Origin of the sequence: Janthinobacterium sp. 344, from assembly GCF_900112025.1 — a bacterium.
Lineage (GTDB): Bacteria > Pseudomonadota > Gammaproteobacteria > Burkholderiales > Burkholderiaceae_D > Janthinobacterium.
The window spans coordinates 298,187-321,814 of sequence record NZ_FOKL01000005.1; the positions used below are offsets into that span (position 1 = coordinate 298,187).

The following is a 23,628-nucleotide window of genomic DNA, read 5'->3' on the forward strand; positions in this document are numbered from 1 at the left end:
CCCGGGAAGGAAGTCAAGCAGGAAGTATTCCTGTCGTGCTTTGCCTTGAAAAACAAGGGCTTGTGGCATGGCTTGCGGGGCGGCTGTCAAAATTTCCGACAGCCGTGGGGTGGTCGAGAAACATGGTAAATTGAAACATGGGCCGCTACGCGGCCGGCACGTCACAGGAGGCGCGATGGCAACGGAATGGGAACTGGTGGGACGGCTGGCCTTTTCGGCGCTGCTGGGCAGCGCCATCGGCTACGAGCGCGAGCGGCTGGCCTGGGTGGCCGGCTTGCGCACGCACATGCTGGTGTGCGTGGGCTCGACCCTGATCATGATCGTTTCGGCCTACGGATTCAGCGAGGTGCTCAGCGAGCGGGTCACGCTGGACCCGTCGCGCATGGCGGCGCAGGTGGTCTCGGGCATCGGTTTCCTGGGCGCCGGGGCGATCCTGGCGCGCGGCGAGATCGTGCGCGGCTTGACGACGGCGGCCAGCGTCTGGTCCGTGGCCGGCATCGGCCTGGCCGTGGGCGGCGGGCTGTACACGCCGGCCGTGGCGGCCACGGTCATCATCCTGATCATTTTGGCCGGCATCAAACCGCTGGAAAAGCATTTTATCGGCAGCCGGCAGCGGCGCGAGTTGCTGATCACGGCCGAACGCGACGCCTTGTCGCTGGATAAGCTGCACGAGGCGCTGGGGGCCGGCACCACGCGCGTGCAGCAGTTCGTGATCCGCCAGAAGGACAGCGCGCCGCAACTGGACGACATCGTCATCACCTTTGCCCGCGTGACGCCCGTGCAATTCCTGGCCCTGCAAAAACGCCTGGAAGCGACGCCGGGCGTGCTGCAGGTCAAGGACCCGGACGCAACGCCGCACTGAGGCGGCGTTATTGCTGGGTCTGTCAGCGTTGTCCTACCCATCTTCCCGGAGCTGTCCGATTGTATGCATTGTGGAAACACGCGATCATCGTATCCATACTGCAACAGCCAACCAATCTGACGGGAGAACACGATGCATAAGCCAGGCCAGCCTTTTCACCTGAACAAGCCTTTCGCACTGATCTGCCTGTTCACCTTGTCGACCCTGGCTGCCAGCTACCTGCCTGCCGACGACAGCGCCGAGGCCGGCCCGGCGCCTGTGGCGCGCGAGGCGGGCCACGATCGCTTGCCCGTGTGCGGCAACGATGCCCTCAAGCTGTCGGCCCACTGCCAGCCGGCACGCCAGGCGTGACGGACTGCCTGTCAGGCGGCTTGCAGGCGCTGCTGCAGCAAGGCCAGCACGGCCGCTTCCTCCGGCGCCAGGGCCGGCAGTTCCTCCTGCAATTGCTGCCGCGCCCGCGCGCGCATGCCCTCCAGTAAGCTGCCATCGAGGTACGATTCCAGCACGGCCGGGTGCACATAGCACTTGCGGCAGATGGTCGGCGTGTTGCCCAGTTTTTTCGCCACCGACTCGATCGCCTGCACGATGTTCTTCTTCGCCTGCGCCTCGGAATCGACCTGCTCGAACGCCTGCAGGGCCAATGCCGCCAGCAGGGTGCCGGACCAGGTGCGGAAATCCTTGGCCGTGTAGTCTTCGCCCGTCACGTCGCGCAGGTAATCGTTGACGTCGCCCGAATCGACGCCATGGCGCTCGCCCGCCTCGTCGATGTATTGAAACAGTTCCTGGCCCGGCAAGTCGCGCATGCGCTGCAGCACCCGCGCCAGCTTGCGGTCGCTGAGGCGGATATCGTGGCGCACGCCGCTCTTGCCCTTGAAGTGGAATTGCACGGCGCTGCCGTCGATGTCGACGTGGCGCGTGCGCAGCGTGGACAGGCCGAACGACTTGTTGGTGCGCGCATATTCCTCATTGCCAATGCGCATCATCGTCAGTTCCAGCAGGTGCACGATGGTGGCCAGCACTTTTTCGCGCGGCAAGCCGGGCAGCTGCATGCTGCGCGCGACGGCCGCGCGGATGGCGGGCAGGGCGTTGCCAAAGCCCAGCATGCGCTCATACTTGACCTCGTCGCGCACCTGGCGCCAGCGCGCATGGTAGCGGTATTGCTTGCGGCCCCGCGCATCGCGCCCCGTGGCCTGCAGGTGGCCATTCGCGCGCGGGCAGATCCATACGTTCGTCCAGGCGGGCGGAATGGCCAGGGTCTTGATGCGCGCCAGGATGTCGGCATCGCGCACGGGCTGGCCCTCCGCGTCCGCGTAGCGGAACTTGCCCGGTGCGCCCAGGCGGGCGATGCCGGCTTGATGGTCGCCCGTGTAGCGCAGGCCGGCCGCGCGGGCCGTGGTGGTGGCTGACAGATCCATGTTTTCCATTGTGAAAGCTTACCTTGTACGCCGCGCACCGGGCGCGCCGTTATGCTAAGGTGCGCATTCGTAGCGCATTCTTGGCGCGGCAGGCGGCACACAGGAGCAGCAGATGTTTGGTAGAAGAAAAAATCTCGAGCAAGACCACGCCCCCAGAGCCGGGCAGCAGTACGAAAAAAAATATACGGATGACAGTTTCTGGGACAAGGTCGTCAAGTTTGCCAAGACGGCGGGGCGCGAAGTCATCGAAAAGGCGCTATGGCTGTATTACGCGGCACAGCAGCCGAACACGCCGCTGTGGGCGAAGACGGCCATCTATGGCGCGCTCGGCTATTTCATTTCGCCCATCGATGCGATTCCCGACATCACGCCCGTGGTCGGCTATGCGGACGACCTGGCCGTGCTGGCGGCCGCTGTCGCCACGGTGGCCACCTACATCACGGCCGACGTCAAGGAACGCGCGGCCGAGAAGCTGCGCGGCTGGTTCGGCGCCTAGTCCGCGGGGGCCGGCTGGCCCTTGACGGCATTGCGGTACTTGGCCCTCGCTTCGGCCTTTTTCACGGCCTCGCGGGCAATGTTGTGCGCCTTGATATGGGCTTTTTCGCTCTTGCTGCGCTGCTGCGCCACGTCCTTGTTGCCGATGCGGTTCGTCATGCTGGTCTCCCGTGTTAAAAAAAAGTCTGACCAGCACAGCATACGTTCTTGCCCGTGCGCCACCGTGCGCCCGCTCACACAAGCGCCGCTCTATTTGGCCGGCGCGCCGCTGCCGCCATGCGCCAGCAGGCGCCGCACGACCTCTTTCTGGAACGTGCGCAACTCCTTGTCGGCGCTGACGTTGGCAAAGGCCAGCACGGCCGTCTTGCTGGCGCGGTCGACGCAGATGATGGAGGCGGCGCCCGGATCGTTGCCGCTCATGGCGGCCAGCGCAGTGCCGTCGACGTCGCGCAAGACCCAGGCCAGGGCCTGGCGCGCGGCCAGGTCGGCCGGTGGCAGGCTGGCTTCCTGCGGCGCGAAAAACAGTTGCAAGGTGGCTTCCTGCAGATAGCGCTGGCCATCGACCCGGCCGCCATTGCTGAAGATCGCCAGGAAGCGGGCGAAGTCGTTGGCCGAGCTGCGCAGCAGGCCGGCCGGCCAGTCGGGATAACCGATGGGCGGCAGCGCCTGCAGGTCCGTCTCCTTGTGCGCATACGGCGTGGCGACGACGGCGCGGCGCGGCAGGCTGGCCAGGCTCCAGGCCGTGCTGTCCATGCCCAGCGGTTCGAACAGGCGTTCATGCGTCCATGCGTCGAAGCCATCGGGATGCAATCGGCCCAGCAGGTAGCCGAGCAGGGCGATGCCCACCTTGCTGTAGCGCCATTGCGTGCCGGGCCGGGCGGCAAACGACAGGTCCGCGTCATACCAGGCGCCGCCGCGCGACAGATAGCCTTTGACGAAGTCGCGCAGCGGCAGGCGCGGGTCGCCCTGCACGGCGAAGGCTGCCGTTTTCTCGTACACGGCATCGGAAATGCCCGAGGTGTGGCTGAGCAGATGGCGGAAGGTGATGGGCACATCGGGAAACTTCGGATGCATGAAGGGGAAGTCCAGGTAGGCCGCCACCTTGTCGTCCAGCTGGAAGGCGCCGCGTTCCAGCAGCATCATCGCGGCCGTGGCCGTCACCAGGGTGCTGGCGGACGCCAGGTGGAACACGGTATCGGCATCGGCTTGCTTGCCGGCCGCGATGTCGGCCCAGCCATAGCCGCGCGCGAACAGCGTGTTGTCGCCACGCACCACGGCCACGCTCATGCCCGGCGTTTCCGTGCGCGCCAGGCCATCATGCATGAACGCATCAAATTCTTTTTCCCACGCCAGTTTGGCGGGATCGGTGGCGCATCCCGTTTGCAGCAGGGCCAGCGAGACGCCCAGTCCCAGCACACTTCTTCGTTTCATCGCATCTTTCTTTGCCGTTTTTGATTATCTTAACAATATTTCCCGATGCGCCACGGCTAATTGGCGAATCATTGCTGTACGGCAATGACTTTCCTTTCAATCAAGGGCTTATTTGCGCCAGTAGCGGGCCAGCAGGGGCTTGACGGTCAGGCCATGCGCGACGATGGAGAGGATGATGACGACGATGGTGATATCGGCCAGCTCGCGCGCCAGGCCGTGCGGCACGCCATGCGCGATGGCATAGCAGAGGTAGTACATGGAGCCGATGCCGCGCACGCCGAACCAGGCGGCCAGGCCGCGCAGGCGCACGCTGGTGCCCGAGGCCAGCAAGCCCAGCATCACGCTGGCGGGCCGCGCCACCAGCAGCAGGAACAGCGCCACGGCCCATGCCTGCCAGCTCCACGCGGCGGCCGTGACGGCGCCGCCCAGCAGCAGCACCAGGGTCAGTTCGGACAGGCGCTCCAGGTGTTCCTTGAAGACCAGCGCTTCGCCGCTGACGGTGAGCGGCGCCTCGCTGTCGTGCGGTTTTATCGCGGACACGGCGTGCGTGTCTTCCGCCTGCAGCAGGCCTTGCCGGTCCTTCGGCGCGCCGGCCAGCACCAGTTCCGTCTGGCGCAGGGCCACGCCGGCAAAGAACACGGCCAGGAAGCCCCAGGCGTGCAGCCAGGTGGCCACGCCATACACGAGGGCGATCAGGCCCAGTCCCGCCAGGTCGTCCAGCACTTCGTGCTTCGGTTCCTTGCCCCGCACTTGCCAGCCCAGCCAGGCCAGCAGCGCGCCGCCGGCCGCGCCCAGCGCGATGGCGCCCGCGCTGGCCCAGATCAAATCGCGCCACAGCCAGGTGATGCCGTGCGGCCCCAGCTCGTGCAGTCCCAGCAGGCCCAGGCCCAGCATGACGAAGGGAAAGCCGCTGCCATCGTTCATGCCCGCTTCGCTGGTCAGCATGAAGCGCAGCTGTTCGCTGTCGCCCGCGTGGCGCACCTGCACGTCGGTGGCCAGCACGGGGTCGGTGGGAGCCAGGATGGCGCCCAGCAATATGCCCGCGCCCAGCGGCAGGTCCAGCACCCAGCAGGAAAAGGCGGCCACCAGGCCCACGGAGACGGCCATCGACAGCCATGCCAGGCGCAGCGAGGGCAGCCAGCGCGCCAGGCTGAACGGCACGGGCATCTTGACGCCGGCGGAAAACAGGGAGATGAGGACGGCGATTTCCGCCAGGGTTTCCAGCAGCGGCGCCTGCTTGACGAGGTCCAGCGCAAACAGTCCCAGGAACATGGGGCCCAGCAGCAAGCCCACGCCCAGGTAAGCCATGGCCGAGGTAAACGGCAGGCGCGCGATGCTGGCGGCGCCCAGGCCGCGCGCCAGCATCAGGCAGCCGATCAGGATGAACCAGGCGGTGGTGCTCATGCCGGCCATTGTAGCGGTGCGCGGGACGGGGCAGCGCGCCGCAGGGTTTTCTAGGCCTTGTGCAGCGGCACGCTATCGTTTTGCGCCTGCATGGCGTGGACTTCGAGCGGGTCGTGCGTGGAGCGCAGGCGCGGCAAGCCGTGCGGATAGTTGGCCGTGATAAAGGCCAGCATCTGCTCGCGCACGATGCAGCGCAGCTCGAAGGCCAGGCCAGAATCGGCCGCGCTGATGAGGAAACGCACGCGCACGGCCCGCTCGTTCGAATCGGTGGCCTGCACGGTGCACACGCGCCTGTCCCATTGCGGCGCCGCCTCGCAGATACGCGCCAGTTCCGCGCGCAGCGGTTCGAGCGGGATGCTGAAATCGAGCCACAGGAATACCGTGCCCAGCAGGGTCGAGGAACTGTGCGTCCAGTTCTCGAACGGATTCTCGATGAACCATTGCAGCGGCACGATCAGGCGGCGCTCGTCCCACACGCGCACGACCACGTAGGTGCCCTTGATTTCCTCGACCTTGCCCCATTCGCCGTTGACGATCAGCACGTCGTCGATGCGGATCGGCTGCGAGAACGCGATTTGCAGGCCGGCGATGAAATTGCCCAGCACGGGACGGGCGGCGATACCGGCCACCAGGCCCGCCACGCCGGCCGAGGCCAGCAGGCTGGCGCCGATCTGCCGCGCGCCGGGCAAGGTCAGCAGCACGAAGGCCAGGCCCAGGACCACCACGATGGCGTGCGCGCTGCGCGTCAGCACGCGGGCCTGGGTGATCAGGCGGCGCGCGCGCAGGTTGTCGGCCACGTCGACGGGATTGATTTCGGAAATGGTGATGGAGAGGGTCTGGATGCATTGCATGGCCAGCCAGGTCAGCGCGACGATCAGCGCCACGCTGGCCAGGTGCGACATGGCCACCAGGCCCGGCGTATCCTCGGGCGCGCCGGCCAGCACCATGCGCAGGCCGAAGACGATCACGCACAGCTGGCTGGCGCGGAAGGCGACGCGCGTGGCATTGGTGGTGAACGGGCGGCCGTTGGCCAGTCTTTTCAGCAAGCCGATGCCGGCCCGGTGCACGCCGATGGCGACCACGGTGACGAGCAGAGCGGAGACGAGCACGGTCAGCGCCGAGCGCAGCGGGCCTCCCATCAGCGAGTGGAACGTGCTGAGATCCATAGGCGAAAACTCCTTATTAATTAGTGAAATGGATGTCGGAAAGGTCTATTTTACGGGCAGACGGCATTGCGGGGAGGTGCGTTGCCGAACGGATAAGCCCGGCGGGAAGAGCGATACTGGCAAAAATTGCTGCGCTGCGCCATGCCACGTTGACGTTTCAATACGGAAAGCAAACGGGCGCCGCCATCAAGACAACATTGGCATACTTGCCATGCTTTTAGCTCTTGCAAAGGAAAACGATGATAGTACGATCACTGCGAATGTCCTTGCGCTTCATCCTGCCGCTGGCTCTGGTGCTGGGCCTGTTTGCCTATATCGTGGTACCCCTGTTGGACAATATCACCCTGCGCTGGTATGTGCGCGACCTCGACAGCCGGGCCGAATTGCTCGCTGGAACCCTCCGGCCCTCGCTGACCGAATACCTGCCCGCGCAAGACGCCACGCGCATCAAAGAACTGTTCCAGGGCGCCACGCGCGACGAACGCCTGATCGCCATCGGCTTTTGCGACAACGCAGGCCACCTGGTCTACCAATCCCTGGAATACCCCGCCTCGATCGGCTGCTGGAGCACGCCATCCACGGGCGGCCTCTACAAATCGCTTGCGCAACTGCCGCAAGGCCAGGTCCACATCAGCGAAACGCCCGTCATGCAGGACGCCTCGCAACTGGGGCGCCTGGTGCTGGTGCAGGACATGAGCTTTGTCGAGCGCCGCAATACCGACACCAAGCGTTTTATCTTCGCTTTCCTGGCCGTGCTGGCCGTGCTGATTTCCCTGATGACCGTCTTCGTGGCGCACCTGAGCTGGCGCGGCTGGCTGTCGGCCGTGAAGGACATCCTGCGCGGGGAATTGCTGTCGAAAAAGAACCTGGCCGTGACGGCCGATGCCGCCGCCGCACCCGCCGCCGCGCCCGCGCCACCGCCGGAAATGCAGCCGCTGATCGGCGACTTGCGCGAACTGCTGCAGGAATACCACCTGGAACGCCAGGGCGACAATGGCTGGTCGTCCGACTGGACGCCGGACAAGCTGCGCGCCCTGCTGGAAGCGGACCTGGCCGGCGACCAGGTGCTGGTGGTGTCGAACCGCGAGCCCTATATCCATACCAAGACGGAGCAGGGTGTTGCGGTGCAGCGTCCCGCCAGCGGGCTGGTGACGGCCGTCGAAGCGGTGATGCGCGCCTGTTCCGGCACGTGGATCGCGCACGGGGCCGGTTCCGCCGACCGCGAGACCGTGGATAAGTTCGACCATGTGCCCGTGCCGCCCGATAACCCCAGCTATACCTTGCGCCGCGTGTGGCTGACGGAAGAAGAAGAGCAGGGCTATTATTATGGCTTCGCCAATGAAGGCATGTGGCCGCTGTGCCATATCGCCCACGTGCGCCCCGTGTTCCGCTCGTCCGACTGGGACCAGTACGTGAAGGTCAACCGCCGCTTCGCCGATGCCGTGATCGCCGAGGCGAAGACGGACAACCCCGTCGTGCTGGTGCAGGATTACCACTTCGCCTTGCTGCCGCGCATGGTGCGCGAAGCCTTGCCGAAGGCGACGATTATTACCTTCTGGCATATCCCCTGGCCGAATTCCGAATCGTTCGGCATTTGCCCATGGCGCGAGGAAATCCTCGACGGTTTGCTGGGCAGCACGATACTCGGCTTCCATACGCCATTCCACCGCAAGAATTTCCTTGAAACGGTGGACCGCTACCTGGAAACGCGCATCGAACCCGAGGCGTCGACGATTTCGTATGGCGGCGAGATGACGCAGGTCGAGGATTACCCGATCTCCATCGCCTGGCCGGAAGACAATCCCGCGCAGCCCGACGTGGCCGCGTGCCGCGCGCAGATCCGCGGCGAACTGGGCGTGGCCGCCGACCATTTGCTGGGCATCGGCGTGGACCGCCTCGATTACACCAAGGGCATCGTCGAGCGCTTCCAGGCCGTCGAACGCATGCTGGAACAGCAGCCCGGCATGGTGGGCAATTTTACCTTCGTGCAAATTGCCGCCCCCAGCCGCGCGTCGCTCGATGAATATCAAAGCTTCGATGCGCGGGTGCGCAAGATGGTCGAGCGCATCAACCGCCGTTTCGGCAGCGGCAACTACGTGCCCATCCTGCTGAAGGCGGAGCACCATGGCCAGGACGATTTGCAGCGCTATTTCCGCGCCTCCGAAGTGTGCATGGTGACGAGTCTGCACGACGGCATGAACCTGGTGGCCAAGGAATTCATCGCCGCGCGCGATGACGAGCTGGGCGTGCTGGTGCTGTCGCAATTCACGGGCGCCGCGCGCGAGCTGCACGAGGCGCTGATCATCAACCCGTATCACATCGAGCAGGGCGCCGACGCCCTGTACCGCGCCCTCGTGATGCCGCCCGTGGAACAGCGCGAGCGCATGAAGAGCATGCGGGCGCGCGTGAAACATTTCAATGTCTACCGCTGGGCCGGGCGCATGCTGCTCGACGCGGCCCGCTTGCGCCAGCGCGACAAGGTCATGACCAAGATCGACGCCCACAGCCGCATCAAGCGGCGCAAGGGGATCTGATGACGGACACTCTTGACGATGGCGCGGCCCTGCTGCAACTGCTGAGCGCGCCTGGCAGCGCCGTTTTCCTCGACTTCGACGGCACCCTGGTCGACCTGGCGCCCACGCCGGACGGCGTGCGCCTGGAGCCGGGCGTGGTGGAAGCGCTGGCGCTGCTGGCCGAACGCCATGGCGGCGCGCTGGCCCTCATTTCCGGCCGCCCCGTGGCGCAGATCGACGCCATGCTGGCGCCCCTCGTCTTGCCGGTTGCCGGCGTGCATGGGGTGGAGCGGCGCGGCGCCGATGGCGTGCTGCACGTGGCGGCCACGCCCGACGTCTCGCCCGTGCTGGCCTGCGCCCGGGCGCTGGCGCAGCGCCATGCTGGCTTGCTGGTGGAACAGAAGCGGGGCGCCGTGGCCCTGCATTACCGCCTGGCGCCGGAACTGGAACAATTGTGCCAGCAGGAAATGACGGCGGCCGTGCAAGCGTGCCCGGGGATTTTGCTGTTGCATGGCAAAATGGTGCTGGAAGCCAAGCCGGCCGCCACCGACAAGGGCGGCGCCATCGCCGCCTTCATGCAGGAAAGCCCGTTCGCCGGCCGCCGCCCCGTGTTCGCCGGCGACGACACCACCGACGAGGCAGGCTTTGCCTATGTACAACAAGTTGGCGGGCAGGGCGTCAAAGTGGGCAGCGGCCCCAGCGCCGCCGCCCTGCGCCTGGGCAGCCCGGGCGCCTTGCGCTCGGCCTTGCTGGCCGCCGCCATATCCCCTTTGAAGGAGTAGCCCATGACGACATCGTATGACACCCCCAGCGGCGCCAACGCGCCCGCCGCCAGCAAGCCGCCCGCGCAAGCGTCGCTGAACTGCGGCGTGGTGGGCAATTGCGCCTTCAGCGCCCTGATCGACCGGGCCGGGCAGGTGGTCTGGTCCTGCCTGCCCCGTTTCGACGGCGATCCCGTCTTTAATACGCTATTGGATGACACGCAGAACGGCAGCGTGTGGGCCATCGACATCGAGAACTTCGCGCGCAGCGAGCAATTCTATGAGCCGAACACGGCGGTGCTGCGCACGCGGCTGTACGACACGGACGGGCGCGGCGTGGAAATCACGGATTTTGCGCCCCGTTTCCTCAGCCGCGACCGCATGTTCCGCCCGCTGATGCTGATCCGCCGCGTGCGCCCGCTGGACCGGGCCGTGCGCATCCGGGTGCGCCTGCGCCCCCGCTACGACTGGGGCAAGCTGGCGCCGCAAATCACGCAGGGCAGCCACCACATCCGCTACGTGGGGCCGGAACAGACCTTGCGCCTGAACACGGATGTGTCGCTCAATTATGTACTGAGCGAAACGTATTTCGTGCTGGGCGGCACGGCCAACTTCCTGCTGGGGCCCGATGAAACCCTGGCCGGCGGCATCGACGAGACGGCGCGCATCTTCGAAAAGGAAACCATCAATTACTGGCGCACCTACACGCGGCGCCTGGCCGTGCCGCTGGAATGGCAGGACGTGGTCATCCGCGCCGCCATCACATTAAAGCTGTCGCTGTATGAGGACACGGGCGCCATCATCGCCGCCATGACCACCAGCATCCCCGAGGCGCCGGGCAGCAGCCGCAACTGGGATTACCGCTATTGCTGGCTGCGCGACGCCTTCTTCGTCGTGCGCGCCCTGAACAGCCTGTCGGAAGTGGGCACGATGGAAGAGTATCTGCGCTGGCTGACGAATATCGTGGCCCGCTCGAAAGGCGGCCACATCCAGCCCCTGTACGGCATCGGCCTGGAAGAACAGTTGCCGGAATCCACGCTCGACCACTTGCCCGGCTACCGGGGCAACGGCCCCGTGCGCGTGGGCAACCAGGCGCAGGAACACTTCCAGCACGACGTCTACGGCAATATCGTGCTGGGCGCGGCACAGGCGTTTCTCGACCACCGATTGTTCCACCGGGCGGGAAAAGCCGAGTTTGCCGCGCTGGAAGCCGTGGGCGACCAGGCGTTCAAATTGCATGCGGAACCGGACGCGGGCATGTGGGAGCTGCGCACGCGGGCGCGCGTCCACACCTCGTCCATGCTGATGAGCTGGGCCGCCTGCGACCGCCTGGCGAAAGTCGCGCACAAGCTGGGCTTGGCGGATCGGGCCGAGCACTGGAACGGCCGCGCCGTGCTGATCCGCGAACGCCTGCTGCGCGAAGCGTGGAGCGAGGAACGCCAGGCCTTCGCGGAAAGCCTGGGCGGGCGCGACCTCGACGCGTCCGTGCTGCTGATGGCGGAAGTCAATTTCATCGATCCCATGGACCCCCGCTTCATCGCCACCGTCGACGCGCTGGAAGCGTCGCTGTGCGACGGCCCCTACATGCGCCGCTACGAAGCGCCCGACGACTTCGGCAAGCCGGAAACCGCCTTCAACATCTGCACCTTCTGGCGCATCGACGCCCTGGCGCGCATCGGCAGGAAGGACGAGGCGCGCAAGATCTTCGAAACCATGCTGCTGGCGCGCAACCACCTGGGCCTGCTGTCGGAAGACACGCATCCCGTGACGGGCGAAATGTGGGGCAATTTCCCGCAGACCTATTCGATGGTGGGCTTGATTAACTGCGCCGTGCGGCTGTCGGCGCCTTGGGATAGCGCCGTGTAGCGGGCGCCTGGTGCCCGGGCCACGCGCGCCACGGTCCGGGTGCCTGAGTGTTTTTCCAGGAGATAAACTATTTGACCGATAGCGGGGAATCGTGAGAATGCGTGCATATTCAATATTAACAAGATGATAAGCTGTCGTTCGCGTGCTCCGGTACGCCGTCCGATGGCGGCGGCGTCGATCGATCCATCTCCCAGTGAAGAGCCTATTCTTGACACCCCATTGCCTGTATTTGCCTATCTTGCGCCATGCGCTGCCATTCGGCGTGGCACTGTGGTGTACCGCCGTTGCCGCCGCGCCGGTCAACGATCGGGGCCAGTATGCCGAAATCCTCGAGCAACTGCATCGCGAGGTGGCGCTTGTCTTCACGCTGGACGCGAACTTGGAGCTCGATCCGCCTCTGCGTGCCTCGGCCATGGCGCTGGGCGACGCCCATCTGGCGCAGGTGGACCGCATGCTGGAAAGCTGGCTGAACGAGGAGGCCGCGCAGCAAACCGATACGAAGGCGGGCACGGATCTCTACACGGCCGTACATGCCAGGCTGCTCAACGAACTGGCAATGTGGCAGCTCGACGCGGGCGATACCGCCTACGAAGAGGCGACACTGGCAGTGCTCAAGACGGCGCGGAGGGTTTGCGTGGGCAATGCCGATTGGCGCTTCAATGATTTTTCCAGGAAAGTAGCACGCATACAGGCCATGCCCGCCGGGCGGCGCGATGCGGCGCTGGCCACGGAGCGCCAGCTGCTGGCCCGCTGGGACAAGCCCCGGCCCGCCATACCTGCCATGCCTGAACCGCTGCCGCAAGATGCCGTCGCCACGTTCATCCAGCGGTGGCAGGATGGCGCACCACGGCCGGCGCTGGCGTTGCCACCCATGCTGGCGGATGCCTTGCTGTCAAAACGCAGCGCGTATGCGGTCCTGGGCCGGGATGAACAATGCGGCTTGCACCAATGGTGGCTGCAATTGAGCTTGCTGCAAGGGGCGACGCCGGCGCAGGTGCTGTACGGTTTTCGCTATGCCACCTTGAACACCGTCACAGAGCGCTATGCCGGCGCGTATGACGACACTGGCGGCGGTGCCATGCCCCCGGCAACCAGGTCCGGTTACCCGCAACTTGCCAGGCGTTTCAGTGTGACGGGCAGTTCCACTGTCCGTGTGCAGTTCGATAGCGCCCAACTGCCGCGGCAAGCGAGCATCGTCGAGCGCACGCTGCAAGTACCTGGCATCCGTGGCGCCCGGCCCATCGCTTTCGAACAGATTTTTGACGCACCGGCGCTCAGCCATGCGATGCAGGGAACAAGTTATCCGAAACCGGACAACGGTAACAGTGTCCGTTATCAACTCGTGTGGGACCTTACTGATCCTGATGCAGCGCAGGATAACACACCGAAACAGACAGGAAAGAGAGCCAATCCATGACCCCCCTGGGACGCCGCGTACGTAGCGCCTGCCTTTCCATGCTGGGCTGGGCCATGCTGGCCACCGGAGCCGTTGCTCCGGCCTGGGGGGCACCAGACGAGCCGCCGCAAACTACCCGGGCGGCCGAGGACCTCTGGACGGGCGACTTCGCCGCGCTGGACAGCAGGAATGCCGCACTCAGGGAAAGTGGCGCGATGACGGCCGAAGGGCGCCCGGAACTGATGATGTTTCGCAACGGAATAAGGAACGTGATCGGCCACCAGGCCAAGCCGCGTGAACCGTATATCCGGGAACTGGAGGAACTTACCCTGCAATGGACCAGGCAGTATCCGCAATCTGCCCTGGCCCATATTCTGCATGCCAGGGTGCTGGTCGAGCATGGCTGGTCGTACCGGGGCGGCAGTTTCGCCAGCAAGGTGTCGCCGCAGCAGATGGTGCAATTCGAGCGCTATTTGCGCCAGGCTCTCGAGTATCTGAAGATGCATGGTGAGGTGGCCCTGACCGACAGCTATGCCCATCTGACCCTGCTGGAAATTGGCCGGGCACTGGGCTTTCAGCGGAAACACATGGAGTCGATCGTACAGGATGGCCTGAAGCGCAATCCGCGCGACATGGAGTTATATTTCGAGGTTGGTACGTCGCTGCTGCCCAAGTGGGGCGGCGATGCGCAGGCGCTGGACAAGTATATCCGCCAGGTCGCCACGCAGACGCGGTCGCAGTACGGCGCAGGCATGTATGGCTGGATGTATTCATCTGCGGCCCTGGGGCAATACCAGCATGGACTGTTCAAGGATACGCTGGCCGAATGGCCGCTGATTCAACAGGGGTATGAAGACATCCTCGAGCGCTATCCGGACGCCGTGGGCAGGCGCAACCGCTATGCTTACTTCGCCTGCATGGCCCAGGACAAGGCTACCTTGCAGGAGCAGCTTGCAAAAATCGGCACCGGCCTGAAAATCTCTGAGTGGGGCGATAACGGCGAGCGCAGCCTGGAAGGCTGCCAGCGCTTGGCCAACGAGATCTGAATCGCAGCCCTGGCAATGTGCATGGTGGTGGCCGCCGCAGTCCCCCCGGTGCCTTACAGCCTGCCCGTCAAGCCCAGCTGGAATGCCCGCCCCGGCAAGGGCGCGATGTATTTTAATGGGGAATTGTGTGGCCGCGCCTCGTCATCGAGCAGGTTGGAAGCGCTGAGGAAGACTTCCATTTCCGCCATGGGCGCATGGGGCAGCTGGAACGCGCGGCTGACCTGGAAGTTCACCATGGTGTAGCCGTCGAGCGGCACTTCCTCGCTGACGCTCTTGCCCAGGTACTTCTGCCTGTCGTAGCGGGTACCGGACAGGCGGCTCTTCCAGCCCTGGCGTTGCCACTGCACATGGGCGCCATAGCGGCTGGTGGGCATGTTGGGCAGGTAGGCGCCGTCGTTGTGCGCGCGCAGCTTGTCCGGATGGTCCGCCCGGTTCTTGACCAGGTCGGCAAAGGCGGAGAGGTCCAGCTTGCCGTAGCCGCCCAGCTGGATCACCTGGGAGGCGTCGATCTCGAAGCCCCGGACCGTCGTATCCGTCTGCTTCCAGTATTTCAGGGGCAGGCGATTGGCCGTTTGCAGTCCCGAGTGGCCCAGATACAGATAGTGTTCATACTTCATGACGTAGCCGGTGGCCGACAGCTTGAAGCCCCGATGGCCGAACAGGGCCGTCAGTTCCGTATTGCGCGCCCGTTCGGCCTTCAAGTCCTGGTTTCCCTCTTCCTGGGTCAGGATCGAATAGTGGCGGTTGCTCGCATACAGCTCATTGACGTCGGGCGCCCGTTCCGAGGCGGCGTAGCGCAGCTTCACGCCGAACAGCCGGCCCAGCGGGGCCGACGCGCCCACGCTGTAGCTGTTCAGGCTGAACTCCCTGTCTTCAAGCGTCGAATTGGCCGCATTGCGCGCCGTCTTGAAGCCGCTCTCGTGGATCGTATGCTGTACGCGCTCATGGCGCACGCCCGCATCGAACGAGGCCCAGTCAAAGTCGATGTTTTGCTTCAAAAACAGCGCGCGGCTGCGGGTGCTGACGTCGGGCAGGTAGCGCTGCGGCCCCGTGCCGCTGATGTCCCTGGCCGTGTGGCTCAGGCCAAGCAAGCCGCTCAGCGGCCCCGCGCGCCGCTGCGCCAGCAGCAGTTCGGCTTGATTCGTGTCGAACTGGTAGTCATTCGCCCTGGCGGCGCCAAGGCGCTCTCCCGACGTATTGTTCAGGCGGGAAGCACGCAGCTGCACGCTTTCCAGGTAGGGGAGGGGATCGCGCAGCAGGGCTTCCAGCGCATATTTATCCTGCCGTATCACGACGCCGACGGGCCGCCCCTGGGCGTAATTGGCGCCGAACGACTGGTTTTCCATGGAAAAGCCGGGCACGCCGTACTCGCTTTCCTTGCTGTCGACGCTGGCGGCCACGTAGCCGCGCTCGAAGAAATAGGTGCTGCCGACGGCAAAGTGGGCATTGCTGGCATAGCTGTTGCCCAGCGTGCCATGGTAATCGGGCGTCACGTCCTTGTTGATCTTGTTCTGGGTCATCGACGGCGTGCCCGGCACGTAGGCGGGGTTGGCGGGATTGACGTAGGTCTTGCGCTGCCAGACGGAGGTCGGATTGTTGGTAAAGAAGGAAAAATCCCCGTCCGCCCAGTCCGGATTTTCCGTCATGAACTGGTCGATGAACGGCTGCGACGCCTTGTTGTAGACCTGCTGGATGCGCGCTTCCTTCTGGCAACTGTCGGCCAGGAAGGTGTTGACCCCGCCTGTCGCCGGGAACAGCTGGCTGTTGCACGCGCCGGCCTTGCTGTTGCCGGGAATGTCGTAATGGCCGATTGTCTGGAAGGACAGCTGCAGATTCGTCGAGAAGCGCTGCCCGTCGTTGAAGTTCGCCCGCAAGCCCTGCGCGTTCGCGGCATTGATGCCCTTGCGCAGCACCAGCTCCACGTCCTTGGGCTGGCTTTCCATCTTCCTGGAAACGAGGCCGGAATCGACGTCGACGCTGCCGCCGATCGCATTGCCCCCATAACGCACGCTGTCCGACGATTTGTTTACCGTCACCTTGCGCGCAAACAGCGGATCGAAGGGGATGTTGATGTCGCCGCTGAGCGCATTCATGCCGAGGATGGACTGGCCGTCTTCGAGGATCTGCACGCGGCTGCCGCTCAGGCTGCGGATCACCGGCGCACCCGCATTTGGCCCGAAGGCGCTGCTTTGCACGCCCGAGACATGTTCGAGCATGCCGCCCAGGGTGCCGTTGCGCACCTGGTCATTGTCGACGACAACGACGCTGTCGATGTCTGAAGGCCGGTCCGCGCGGACCTTGATGGCTTGCAGGGTGACGTCGTCCGCCGCACAGGCGAGCGGGGAAGTGGACAGCATGGCGGCTGCGAATACGTGATGGCGCATAGGTTTCTCTAGCAAGGCGGAATGGGGCGCTGGCGCTGGACGCAGGGGCAGCGCGGCGGTGTAAATGCAATCGAGTTGCAATAATAGCCGGCACCCCACGCTATTGCAAGTAAACTGCATTAGGGGGATGGCGATGGCTGGCCTATGGAAGGCGCGCGGCGCAGCCGGCCGGCATGTGCCAGCGGCTGTATCGCAAGGTGCGGAAGGGGGATGGCGTCACGCGCTGCTCGTGAGCATGGCGGTGGCAAGGCGTGCGGCGCAGGCCGGATGCGTCCGCCTGCGCCGTTGTGGCGTCGCTACCTCAGGCGACTGTCAGCGGCTGCCCGCCTGCAGGCGGCGCGCCCGGCGTTTTCTTTCCCAGATGACGATGCCGGTGACGGACAGCATGGCCACCATGAGGCCCATGCAGGACATCATGATGCGTCCCGGCAGGCCGAGGATGCGGCCCGAGTGCAGGGGGAATTGCAGCTGCACGAAGACGTCGGCGGCCGTGCCTTCCCACGGCTTGTGCTGGCCGATGATCTTGCCGTCCATGCCGTCGACGTAGATGTTCGACAGGCCCATGCCGGCCGCGCCGAATTCGTCGGCCGGGTCGAAGAAGGAGACGTTGTAGAACGAGTAATTGCCGCCATAATAAATGCCGCCGATGGGCGCCGTGATGCCGCGCTGCGCGGCCGCCTGCGTGGCGATGCCGACGGCTTGCTCGAAGCCGATGGCGGGCGCGATGTAGCTGCCGTACGGCGCCGGCGTCTGCGTTTCATAGGGGCCCGGCGTGGTGGTCGAGACGAGCGACATGACGGGATAGAACACTTCGCGGTACAGGTTCAGCGAGAACGACGTGAACGCCACGACGATGATGATGAGCCACACCCACAGGCCGCCCGCGCGGTGCAGATCGAAATTGAGCTTGTAGCCGCCGGCCGCCCAGCGCACCACCCACGATGGCTTCCAGCGCTGCCACCAGCTGGCGGCGTCGCGGTGGCGCGGCGCCTCGTCGTGCGCGCGCGGGCGCAGGCGGCGCGGCGTGGTGAGATACAGCGCCACCAGGCTGTCGAGCAGCCAGATGAGGGCCACGCTCCCCATCAGCCAGTAGCCCCAGCGGTCCGTGCCCCAGAAGGCGGGCACGTGCAGGCTGTAGTGCAAATGGCGCAGGAACGGCATCAGGCTGCGGCGCGACAGGGAAATGGCCGTCGAATCGCGCGTGCCCGTGATCTGCGCCGTGACGGGGTCGATGTAGACGGTGTTGTAGCCGAGCACGAACGGTTTGCCCGTGGCCGCATCGGTCAATGGGCGCACCATGAAGGCGGCCGCATGGCCTTCCTCCAGGCCCAGGGTCAGGTAATTGACTTGCGCGCGCGGGTCGGCGGCCGCCACTTTTTGCGCCAGGGCAAACGGCGCCTGCAGGGGGCCGCGGCCCGGCGTGTCCATGATGTCCGCGTTGAGCCACTCGTCCAGTTCGTGGTCCCACGACGTGACGGCGCCCGTCAGTCCGGCAACGATGAGGAAGAGGGCGATGGTCAGGCCAGCCCAGCGGTGTACGACAGTCCAGAAAGCGCGCATGCGTGATGAAACCCTGCAAAACTTGTTGAAAAATCCGCATGGCGACAAATGCGAAGCATTCTCATTATCGAGGGTGAGGGTGTTTTATGCAAGCGCTTGTCCAAGCGGCAACAGCGCGGCTGGCCAGGCCCGGAAGCGCATCCACACTGGCCTGGCGCCATATTTTTCCACGCACAGGCTGGCCGCGTAGCCGTCGGCCGGATACAGCGGATAGACCCAGGCGGCGCAGCGCGGCTCCTGCGCATCGGCGACGGCGGCCGGACCGGGCGCGCCACCGAACGCCAGCAGGGCGGGGTCCTTGCGCAAGCCCATGCCCAGCAGCTTGCAATACGCTTCCTTGTGCGTCCACAGCTGCAGGAAGTGGCGCTGGCGCAGGGCGGGCGGCAGGGCGGCCAGGTCGGCCTGTTCGGCGGGGCCGCATACGAGCGGCGCCAGCGCGGCGGCGTCGAAGCGGGCGCGCCGCTGTTCCAGGTCGATGCCGACGGGAACGGACGCCACCGCCACCAGCGCCAGCGCGCCGCTGTGGCTGAGATTGAAATGCAGCGCCAGCCCGTCCAGCACGGGCTTGCCCAGCGGACCCTCGGCCAGCGCCAGGGTGGCCGGTGGCTGCCCCGTGTGGTGGGCCAGGATGTGGCGCAGCGCGGCGCGCGCGCGCCGGTAGCCGCGCTGCAGGGCGTCGCCCCGGTAGCGGGCCGCGCGCGCCTGTTCCTGCGCGCTCAGGCATGGCGCCAGCGCGTCCAGCGCCGGGTCGTCCAGGTCGACGAGCCACAGGAAGACGGCCGGCTCAAGCATGGTGTGCTCCCGCTTGTTCCACGAAGCGCCCGCCGCGCCACAGGAAGGCGTGGCGCGCCAGCGCCAGCATGGGCAGGTCGGCCGCGCTGTCGCCATACGCGTAGCCGATGTCGTGCGGCGCGCGCGCCAGCCAGCGGGCGATGCGGCGCACTTTTTCCTGGCCATGGCAATTCGCCCCCGCCAGCGACGAGGCGATGCAGTGGTGGAAACCGTGGCGCCGCGCCCAGGCGCGCAGGTACAGCGCGGGCGAGGCGCTGACCAGCACGCAGGCGTGGCCTTGCGCCTGGTGCCAGCGCAGGCGTTCCATGCCTTGCGGGCGCAGCAGCGCATCGAGCGGCGCGCCCGCATAGGCCTCGGCCAGGCGCGCCAGCGCGGCGCCATCGATGCCGCCCAGGCAGCGTTCCAGCAGGCGGCGCTTGGCACGGTCGTTGCGCACCAGGCCGCAGGCATATGCCAGCAGCACGGGCGACAGGCGCAGCAGATGCGCCGCGAGGCGCGGCGTGCCGCAGGCCTGGCGCAGGAAGGGCAGCAGCGAATCGCGCCGGCTCAGGGTGCCGTCGAAGTCGAACAGGGCGGCCGGCGGCAGGCCGCTGGCGGCGTCGCGGGCGGCCATCACAGGCGCGTGCGGTGGAAGACGGCGTCGGGCGCCAGGCGGATGGCCAGCATGATGTAGCGCCAGAAGCCGGGCAGGTAGGCTTGCGCCTGGCCGCGCCGCATGGCCGCGACGATGCCGGCCGCCACCGTGTCGGCGCTGGCCCACAGGGGGCCGCCCTTGTCCAGGCCATCCGTCATGGGCGTGTCGACGAAGCCGGGCTTGATGGTCAGCACGGCCACGCCATGCGGCGCCAGGCGGTGGCGCAGTCCCTGCAGGTAGATGGCCAGCGCGCCCTTGGCCGTGCCATACATATAGTTGCTTTGCCGGCCACGGTCGCCCGCCACCGAGCCGATGGCCGCCAGCACGCCCTGGCCGCGCGGCTGCAGCAGGTTGGCGGCCAGCGCCAGGATGGCCATGGCGCTGCCGCCGTTGGTGGTCCATTGCGCCAGCATCAGCGGCACCGAATCGGCGCAGGCCTGCTGGTCGGGCAGGCAGCCGTGGGCCACCAGCACGGCGTCGATGCCGCCCAGGGCCGCATCGGCGCGCGCCAGCAGGCCCGCATGCTGGCTGTAGTCGTCGAGATCGGCGCATTCGCCGCCGATGTAGGGCGCATCGGCGCCGGCGCGCACGCGCAGGTCTTGCAGCAGGGCATCGAGCTTGGCGCGGTTGCGCGCGACGCAATGGATGCTGGCGCCGCCGGCGACGAGGCGCCGCGCGGTGGCGTGGGCGATGGCGGAGGTGGCGCCGAAGATGACGGTGCGTTGCAGTGATCTCATGGGTTGACTCTTCTCCAGAAGCTTGATGAAAATCGGGGATCGATGAAGGCGCTGAAGGCTTCCCAGGCGGGAAAGCCGGCGCGGAACAGGCTGGCGGGCATGCGCGCATCCTTGGCCGGATACAGGGCGCCGCCGGCCTGCGCAACGATGGCGTCGAGGCTGGCGAACAGGCGCAGGCTGTCCGCGCCCCGGTTGGGAAAGTCCAGCGCCAGGGTGGCGCCGGGCCGGGCGAACGACAGCATGCCGGGCGCCGGCCGCGCGCCGAAGGTCTTCAGCACGGCCAGGAAGGAGCCCTGGCCGCTGGCGGCGATCTGCGCGAGGATGGCGGCGATGCCGTCGCGGCTGCTGGCCGGCGGCAGGACGCATTGGTACTGGTAAAAGCCGTGGCGGCCGTAGATGCGGTTCCAGTCGCGCACGCCGTCGAGCGGGTAGAAAAAGCCGCCGTGATGGCGCAGCGCCGGCCCGGAGGCCAGGCGCCGGTGGTAGTACAGGCCATTGAAGGCGCGCAGGCTCAGGCCGTTGACCAGCGAGACGGGCGGCGTGACGGGCATGCGGCGCTGCGCCTGCCGCTGCGGCGGCAAGGCGGGCTGCGGCGGCGCGTGGCGGGCGCTGCTGAAGATGCCGCGCGGCTGGCGCGCCAGGCAGTCGATCCACGCCACCGTGTACGGCGCCGCGCGCTCGGCGGCGTCGTTGAGCTCCCAGAAGCGCCGCAGTCCCGTGAAGCGCCGTTCGCTGACCAGCATGTAGGCATTGGCGACCGGCATCAGCTGCAGCTCGGCCCAGACAATGCAGCCAGTCAGGCCCAGCCCGCCCACGGTGGCGGCAAACCACGGCGCCTGCCGGTGCGGGCCGCACAGCAGGCGGCTGCCGTCCGAGCGCAGCAGTTCAAGAGCGCGCACGTGGTGGCCGAAACTGCCCGCCACGTGGTGGTTCTTGCCGTGCACGTCGTTAGCGATGGCGCCGCCCACCGTCACGTGGCGCGTGCCGGGCGTGACGGGCAGGAACCAGCCCTGCGCCAGCACCAGGGCCAGGATATCGCCCAGCAGCACGCCCGCTTCGCAGCGCAGCACGCCGCTGGCGCGGTCAAAGCTCATGAAGCGGTCCAGCCCGCGCGTCAGCAGCACATTGGCACCGTCGTTCAGGCAGACGTCGCCATAGCTGCGGCCATTGCCGTGCGCCAGCAGGCTGCCATCCGCCGCGGGCAGCACGGCATCGCGCACCTGCAGGGCCAGCTGGCGCGCATGCGCCGCCTGCGGCAAGCCATTCCACGAGCGCGCCGCCCCGCTCATGACGGCTGCGCCTCGGTGGTGCGGCCGGAGGACAGGGCGGCCACGCCCAGCGCCACGGCAAACCACAGCGTCGTCAGGCGGATCAGGATGGTGGCGGCCACGGCTTGCGCCGGCGCCATGCCATGCCACAGCAGCAGGCTGACCATGGCCGCTTCCGTGCCGCCCAGGCCGCCCGGCAGGAAGCTCAGGGCGCCGGCCAGCACGGCGCTGGCAAACACGAGGCAGGCAAACGGCAGGCTGGCATCCGCGCCCAGCCACTGCAGCAGGCAGTAGAAGGCCAGCGCTTCGGCTGTCCAGGCGGCCAGCGCCAGGACCAGCGACGAGACCAGCAGCCGGGGCGCATGGCAGGCCTGCGCCTGGCGCAGCAGCTGCGCCAGGTGGCCCGCCAGCGCACGCCACCGTGTACCGGAGCCGGCGGACTTCGCCGCGCCCCAGGCCGCCAGCCAGCGGGCCGGCGCCGCGCGCGTCAGCAGCCACACGCCGGCCAGCGCGGCGGCGCTGGCGGCGCCCACCAGCGGCAGCAGGGGCGGATACTGGCTCAGGCCGAACAGGGCCAGGCAAATGACGGCCAGCAAGTCCGACAGGCGTTCGCTGAGCAGCGCCGCCAGGCTGTGCGCATGCGGCACGCCCAGGCGCGCCAGCAGCACGCCGCGCAGCGCTTCGCCCGCCTTGCCCGGCGTTACCGTCAAGGCGAAGCCGGCCAGGTAGATGCGCAGGCTGGCGCGCCACGGCACGTGGTGGCCCATGGCGCCCAGGTAGCACTGCCAGCGGCAAAAGCGCAGGCCGTAGTTGAGCAGCGACAGGGCCAGCATCAGCGCCGCGCCGGCCGCGCCCACGTGCGCGGCGGCGCTGCCCAGCGCGGGCAGGCCGCCCCACAGTGAAAAGGCCAGGTAGCCGGCGGCGCCCATGGCGATGGAAAGCAGGAAGGCGCGGTAGCGCCATCCCGACAGCGGTGCGCCGCTCATGGCAGCACACCGAAAGTGACGGCCAGCCAGCATGCCACGGTCAGCAGCAGATGGCGGTCGGTCAGCAGGTCGTGCGCGGTGTCGTTGCCCTGCGCCCGCAGGTGCAACAAAAACAGGTAGCGAAAGATGCCGTACACCACGAATGGCACCGTATAGATCAGGTTTGCCGTGCCGTGGATGGCGATGGTGTCGCGGCTCACCGTGTACAGGCTGTAGCTGAGCACGGTGCAAGCGGCGCTGACGGCGATGAACTGCCCCAGCATCACGCCGCTGTAGTCGTCCAGCACGGGGCGCGCGCAGGCGCCGCCCGGTCCGGCGCGCGGCCCGTCCGCCGCCGCCAGCTGCATCAGTTCCGCGTGGCGCTTGGCGAAGCCGAGAAACAGCGTCACCATCAGGCCGCACAGCAGCAGCCATTGCGAGGGCGCGATGCCGATGCCCACGGTGCCGGCCAGGATGCGCAGCATGAAGCCGGCCGAGATGACGAAGACGTCGAGTATCACCACGTGCTTCAGGTACAGCGAATAGGCCACGTTCAGCGCCAGGTAGGTCAGCAGCAGGGCCGGCACGGCCAGCCCCACGGCCGCGCCCAGGGCCAGCGCGACGCATGCCAGCAGCACGCAGGCGCACCAGGCCAGCGGCGCCTTGATCTGGCCGCTGGCGATGGGACGCCGGCATTTTTGCGGATGCTGGCGGTCCGCCTCGGCGTCCAGCAGGTCGTTGAGCACGTAGACGGCGCTGGCCATGGCGCAAAAGGCCAGGAAGGCGAGCGCCGCATGCGTGGCCGTGGCGGCGTCGCGCTGCGTGGCAAAGAGCAGGCCCAGCAGGACGAAGCCGTTCTTGATGTACTGGTGCGGCCGCAGCAGCCGGATCAGCGCGCGCATGGGGCGCTCCCGGTGGCGGAGGAAAAGAGTG

At 66.7% G+C, this 23,628-nt stretch carries 21 protein-coding genes; 8 read left to right on the plus strand and 13 right to left on the minus strand.

Features of this window, described 5'->3' with window-relative positions:
* Positions 1–175 precede the first annotated feature (175 nt).
* Complete coding sequence (locus tag BM193_RS15730; RefSeq protein ID WP_092797408.1) at positions 176–862, plus strand: MgtC/SapB family protein; 687 nt, start codon at positions 176–178, stop codon at positions 860–862.
* A gap of 132 nt (positions 863–994) precedes the next feature.
* Positions 995–1,213: a hypothetical protein gene (locus tag BM193_RS15735; protein ID WP_092797409.1), complete on the plus strand. Its 219-nt coding sequence runs from the start codon at positions 995–997 to the stop codon at positions 1,211–1,213.
* A gap of 11 nt (positions 1,214–1,224) precedes the next feature.
* Here the strand turns inward: BM193_RS15735 and BM193_RS15740 are convergent, their stop codons facing one another.
* Entirely contained in the window at positions 1,225–2,277 is a 1,053-nt protein-coding gene (locus BM193_RS15740; protein WP_254786258.1) for a DNA topoisomerase IB, read from the minus strand.
* A gap of 112 nt (positions 2,278–2,389) precedes the next feature.
* Between BM193_RS15740 and BM193_RS15745 the strand changes: the two genes are divergently transcribed.
* Positions 2,390–2,773: a YkvA family protein gene (locus BM193_RS15745; protein ID WP_092797411.1), complete on the plus strand. Its 384-nt coding sequence runs from the start codon at positions 2,390–2,392 to the stop codon at positions 2,771–2,773.
* Here BM193_RS15745 and BM193_RS28790 read toward each other — a convergent pair.
* The 4 genes from BM193_RS28790 to BM193_RS15760 form a co-directional block, all read right to left on the minus strand.
* The gene (locus BM193_RS28790) at positions 2,770–2,931 is read right to left on the minus strand and encodes a hypothetical protein (RefSeq protein WP_175533306.1); all 162 of its coding nucleotides are present in this window, start codon (positions 2,929–2,931) and stop codon (positions 2,770–2,772) included. The genes BM193_RS15745 and BM193_RS28790 overlap by 4 nt on opposite strands.
* A gap of 90 nt (positions 2,932–3,021) precedes the next feature.
* Positions 3,022–4,203, minus strand: coding sequence for a serine hydrolase domain-containing protein (locus BM193_RS15750; RefSeq protein ID WP_092797412.1), 1,182 nt, complete (start codon positions 4,201–4,203; stop codon positions 3,022–3,024).
* 108 nt (positions 4,204–4,311) lie between these two features.
* Positions 4,312–5,607, minus strand: coding sequence for a cation:proton antiporter (locus tag BM193_RS15755; protein WP_092798024.1), 1,296 nt, complete (start codon positions 5,605–5,607; stop codon positions 4,312–4,314).
* Between the two features lie 50 nt (positions 5,608–5,657).
* The gene (locus BM193_RS15760) at positions 5,658–6,773 is read right to left on the minus strand and encodes a mechanosensitive ion channel family protein (RefSeq protein ID WP_092797413.1); all 1,116 of its coding nucleotides are present in this window, start codon (positions 6,771–6,773) and stop codon (positions 5,658–5,660) included.
* A gap of 260 nt (positions 6,774–7,033) precedes the next feature.
* Here BM193_RS15760 and BM193_RS15765 point away from each other — a divergent pair, with 260 nt between their 5' ends.
* From BM193_RS15765 to BM193_RS15785, 5 genes are all read left to right on the plus strand, one after another.
* The gene (locus BM193_RS15765; protein ID WP_092797414.1) at positions 7,034–9,307 is read left to right on the plus strand and encodes an alpha,alpha-trehalose-phosphate synthase (UDP-forming); all 2,274 of its coding nucleotides are present in this window, start codon (positions 7,034–7,036) and stop codon (positions 9,305–9,307) included.
* Positions 9,307–10,068: a trehalose-phosphatase gene (otsB, locus tag BM193_RS15770; protein ID WP_092797415.1), complete on the plus strand. Its 762-nt coding sequence runs from the start codon at positions 9,307–9,309 to the stop codon at positions 10,066–10,068. The genes BM193_RS15765 and otsB overlap by 1 nt, the downstream gene beginning before the upstream one ends.
* Before the next feature lie 3 nt (positions 10,069–10,071).
* Positions 10,072–11,913 (plus strand): glycoside hydrolase family 15 protein, encoded by a 1,842-nt coding sequence (locus BM193_RS15775; RefSeq protein WP_092797416.1) that lies wholly within the window; start codon positions 10,072–10,074, stop codon positions 11,911–11,913.
* A gap of 208 nt (positions 11,914–12,121) precedes the next feature.
* Positions 12,122–13,330, plus strand: coding sequence for a hypothetical protein (locus BM193_RS15780; protein ID WP_139176095.1), 1,209 nt, complete (start codon positions 12,122–12,124; stop codon positions 13,328–13,330).
* A complete protein-coding gene (locus BM193_RS15785) occupies positions 13,327–14,355 on the plus strand; it encodes a DUF4034 domain-containing protein (RefSeq protein WP_092832427.1) in 1,029 nt (342 codons plus the stop codon). The genes BM193_RS15780 and BM193_RS15785 overlap by 4 nt, the downstream gene beginning before the upstream one ends.
* A 53-nt stretch (positions 14,356–14,408) precedes the next feature.
* On the opposite strand, the gene BM193_RS15790 is transcribed toward BM193_RS15785, so the two are convergent.
* From BM193_RS15790 to BM193_RS15825, 8 genes are all read right to left on the minus strand, one after another.
* The gene (locus BM193_RS15790) at positions 14,409–16,712 is read right to left on the minus strand and encodes a TonB-dependent receptor (protein WP_254786259.1); all 2,304 of its coding nucleotides are present in this window, start codon (positions 16,710–16,712) and stop codon (positions 14,409–14,411) included.
* A 339-nt stretch (positions 16,713–17,051) separates the two neighbouring features.
* Positions 17,052–18,299 carry a PepSY-associated TM helix domain-containing protein gene (locus BM193_RS15795; RefSeq protein WP_092797420.1) on the minus strand — a complete coding sequence of 416 codons (1,248 nt, stop codon included), beginning with the start codon at positions 18,297–18,299 and terminating at the stop codon, positions 17,052–17,054.
* 84 nt (positions 18,300–18,383) lie between these two features.
* Positions 18,384–19,091, minus strand: a complete 708-nt coding sequence (locus BM193_RS15800) for a 4'-phosphopantetheinyl transferase family protein (RefSeq protein ID WP_139176096.1) — start codon at positions 19,089–19,091, stop codon at positions 18,384–18,386.
* Positions 19,084–19,704 carry an HAD-IB family hydrolase gene (locus BM193_RS15805; RefSeq protein ID WP_092797422.1) on the minus strand — a complete coding sequence of 207 codons (621 nt, stop codon included), beginning with the start codon at positions 19,702–19,704 and terminating at the stop codon, positions 19,084–19,086. Before BM193_RS15805 ends, BM193_RS15800 begins: the two co-directional genes overlap by 8 nt.
* Entirely contained in the window at positions 19,704–20,462 is a 759-nt protein-coding gene (locus BM193_RS15810; protein ID WP_092797423.1) for an SDR family NAD(P)-dependent oxidoreductase, read from the minus strand. Before BM193_RS15810 ends, BM193_RS15805 begins: the two co-directional genes overlap by 1 nt.
* Positions 20,459–21,751, minus strand: a complete 1,293-nt coding sequence (locus tag BM193_RS15815) for an FAD-binding oxidoreductase (RefSeq protein ID WP_092797424.1) — start codon at positions 21,749–21,751, stop codon at positions 20,459–20,461. The genes BM193_RS15810 and BM193_RS15815 overlap by 4 nt, the downstream gene beginning before the upstream one ends.
* Complete coding sequence (locus tag BM193_RS15820) at positions 21,748–22,716, minus strand: lysylphosphatidylglycerol synthase transmembrane domain-containing protein (protein WP_092797425.1); 969 nt, start codon at positions 22,714–22,716, stop codon at positions 21,748–21,750. The genes BM193_RS15815 and BM193_RS15820 overlap by 4 nt, the downstream gene beginning before the upstream one ends.
* Positions 22,713–23,597: a decaprenyl-phosphate phosphoribosyltransferase gene (locus tag BM193_RS15825; protein ID WP_092797426.1), complete on the minus strand. Its 885-nt coding sequence runs from the start codon at positions 23,595–23,597 to the stop codon at positions 22,713–22,715. Before BM193_RS15825 ends, BM193_RS15820 begins: the two co-directional genes overlap by 4 nt.
* Positions 23,598–23,628: the final 31 nt, after the last annotated feature.

Bases quoted from the DNA above. Each gene is read 5' to 3' on its own strand.
- BM193_RS15730 (WP_092797408.1), top strand. From the start codon at position 176: ATGGCAACGGAATGGGAACTGGTGGGACGGCTGGCCTTTTCGGCGCTG.
- BM193_RS15735 (WP_092797409.1), top strand. From the start codon at position 995: ATGCATAAGCCAGGCCAGCCTTTTCACCTGAACAAGCCTTTCGCACTG.
- BM193_RS15740 (WP_254786258.1), bottom strand. From the start codon at position 2,277: ATGGATCTGTCAGCCACCACCACGGCCCGCGCGGCCGGCCTGCGCTAC.
- BM193_RS15745 (WP_092797411.1), top strand. From the start codon at position 2,390: ATGTTTGGTAGAAGAAAAAATCTCGAGCAAGACCACGCCCCCAGAGCC.
- BM193_RS28790 (WP_175533306.1), bottom strand. From the start codon at position 2,931: ATGACGAACCGCATCGGCAACAAGGACGTGGCGCAGCAGCGCAGCAAG.
- BM193_RS15750 (WP_092797412.1), bottom strand. From the start codon at position 4,203: ATGAAACGAAGAAGTGTGCTGGGACTGGGCGTCTCGCTGGCCCTGCTG.
- BM193_RS15755 (WP_092798024.1), bottom strand. From the start codon at position 5,607: ATGAGCACCACCGCCTGGTTCATCCTGATCGGCTGCCTGATGCTGGCG.
- BM193_RS15760 (WP_092797413.1), bottom strand. From the start codon at position 6,773: ATGGATCTCAGCACGTTCCACTCGCTGATGGGAGGCCCGCTGCGCTCG.
- BM193_RS15765 (WP_092797414.1), top strand. From the start codon at position 7,034: ATGTCCTTGCGCTTCATCCTGCCGCTGGCTCTGGTGCTGGGCCTGTTT.
- otsB (WP_092797415.1), top strand. From the start codon at position 9,307: ATGACGGACACTCTTGACGATGGCGCGGCCCTGCTGCAACTGCTGAGC.
- BM193_RS15775 (WP_092797416.1), top strand. From the start codon at position 10,072: ATGACGACATCGTATGACACCCCCAGCGGCGCCAACGCGCCCGCCGCC.
- BM193_RS15785 (WP_092832427.1), top strand. From the start codon at position 13,327: ATGACCCCCCTGGGACGCCGCGTACGTAGCGCCTGCCTTTCCATGCTG.
- BM193_RS15790 (WP_254786259.1), bottom strand. From the start codon at position 16,712: ATGCTGTCCACTTCCCCGCTCGCCTGTGCGGCGGACGACGTCACCCTG.
- BM193_RS15795 (WP_092797420.1), bottom strand. From the start codon at position 18,299: ATGCGCGCTTTCTGGACTGTCGTACACCGCTGGGCTGGCCTGACCATC.
- BM193_RS15800 (WP_139176096.1), bottom strand. From the start codon at position 19,091: ATGCTTGAGCCGGCCGTCTTCCTGTGGCTCGTCGACCTGGACGACCCG.
- BM193_RS15805 (WP_092797422.1), bottom strand. From the start codon at position 19,704: ATGGCCGCCCGCGACGCCGCCAGCGGCCTGCCGCCGGCCGCCCTGTTC.
- BM193_RS15810 (WP_092797423.1), bottom strand. From the start codon at position 20,462: ATGAGATCACTGCAACGCACCGTCATCTTCGGCGCCACCTCCGCCATC.
- BM193_RS15815 (WP_092797424.1), bottom strand. From the start codon at position 21,751: ATGAGCGGGGCGGCGCGCTCGTGGAATGGCTTGCCGCAGGCGGCGCAT.
- BM193_RS15820 (WP_092797425.1), bottom strand. From the start codon at position 22,716: ATGAGCGGCGCACCGCTGTCGGGATGGCGCTACCGCGCCTTCCTGCTT.
- BM193_RS15825 (WP_092797426.1), bottom strand. From the start codon at position 23,597: ATGCGCGCGCTGATCCGGCTGCTGCGGCCGCACCAGTACATCAAGAAC.